This is a genomic window from Frankia sp. AiPs1 (genome assembly GCF_023716945.1).
GTDB lineage: Bacteria > Actinomycetota > Actinomycetes > Frankiales > Frankiaceae > Frankia.
The window spans coordinates 1-1,435 of record NZ_JAMQQF010000932.1; the positions used below are offsets into that span (position 1 = coordinate 1).

Below are 1,435 nucleotides of genomic sequence, written 5' to 3' on the forward strand. Positions count from 1 at the left end.
GGCCCGCGGTCGGCGGCCGGGGCGAACCGGGCCACCTCGGCAACGAGCTCCCCGGCGGTGCGTCCGGGGCGTGGGTCGAGCACGCCCTTCTCCTCGAGCATGCGCACGATCGCCCGCAGCCGGGAGCGCACCGCTCGCGCGTAGTCCTCGCCGGCTGCGTGCCGGTCGGCCTCGGCCCGCAGCTGCGCGGCGGTCAGCGGGCTGGACAGATCGTCCGCGGCCGCCAGCCGGGCCCGCGCGGTCCGCCGGACCGGACCCAGCCACCACCGCAGCGCGACCACTCCGACGACGAGCACCGCCACGAGCGCGAGGACCCCGAGTCCGCGTGAGCCGCCGCCCGACCCGCTGTGCGGGAGGATCCAGTCGAACAGGTCCGCGATCCGATCGCCGATCCAGCTCAGCAGCCGGTTCCACCAATGCGGCCGGCTGCTGCCGTAGACGCTGTCTGACAGCTCGCGGCGCGCCTGCTCGCGGGCGCCGTCACGGGTGACCGGACCGCCCAGCGTCATCCGGACGTCCCCACCCCGGCCGCTCGGGCCCGTGCGGCCTCGGCGAGGGTGACGTCCAACCCCTCCCGCCGGATCCGTAGATCGATGTACAGCAGCACGGCGGTGCCGGAGACGATCGGTGTGGAGATCGTCGTGGCCAGCAGCTCGCCGATCCCCTGGACGACGTGGCCGGTGATCGTGAGATCGCCGCCCAGGAAGTCGCCGAACACGTCCGACGACTCCAGGATCACCACGGTGATGCCGGTGAGGACCGCGCTGAGCATGAACGCGACGAGCGTCGAGAGAACCAGGATGCCGAGGCTGCGCCACCAGGAGCCGCGCACGATCGTCACAGAACGGCGCAGGGCATGGCGGACGCTGCCGCCCTCGAGGATGTACGCGGGTGTCGCGAGCCCCAGATAGACGCCCACGACGACCGCGCCGACCAGCAGGGCGACCAGTCCGAGTACCACCGCCACCGAGACGATGACCGTGAGGGCGAGCAGGCCGCCGAGTCTCGGGGCGACCCGTCGGACGGCCTCGGTCGGCCCGATGCGACTACCCAGCGTCGCTTCGCTCACGACCACGCTGAGCACGCCGGACAGGAACAGCCCGAGGACGAGGTCGAGCGCGAAGGAAGCGAAGATCCCCAGCGCCGACACGGCGGTCGAGGCGTTCTCCGTGGCGATCGTCCCCACTGTGGAGATCGTCTCGACGATGGTCGCGGCCGCGACGGTGACCCCGATCGTCGCGCCCGGATTCGCCCGGATCGTGGCGAAGGTGCCGTCCAGGATTTCGCCGAGGGCCAGCGGACGCAGTGGAATGATTCCGGGCTTCGGCGCCGCCGCGCCCCAGCGCCACGGCCCCGGCGGACCGGGCGGGGGCCCAAAGCGTCCGGGCGGTCCGCCCGGGGGAGGGCCGTGCCATCCGGGCGGTCCGCCCTGCGC

At 73.4% G+C, this 1,435-nt stretch carries 2 protein-coding genes; both read right to left on the reverse strand.

Going from position 1 to position 1,435, the window contains the following annotated elements:
• On the reverse strand, positions 1–509 hold a 509-nt coding region (locus ND748_RS31970; RefSeq protein ID WP_251750008.1), incomplete at its 3' end, for a DUF4129 domain-containing protein.
• The coding region (locus ND748_RS31975; protein ID WP_251750009.1) for a hypothetical protein at positions 506–1,435 on the reverse strand (930 nt) is incomplete at its 5' end. The genes ND748_RS31975 and ND748_RS31970, both read right to left, overlap by 4 nt.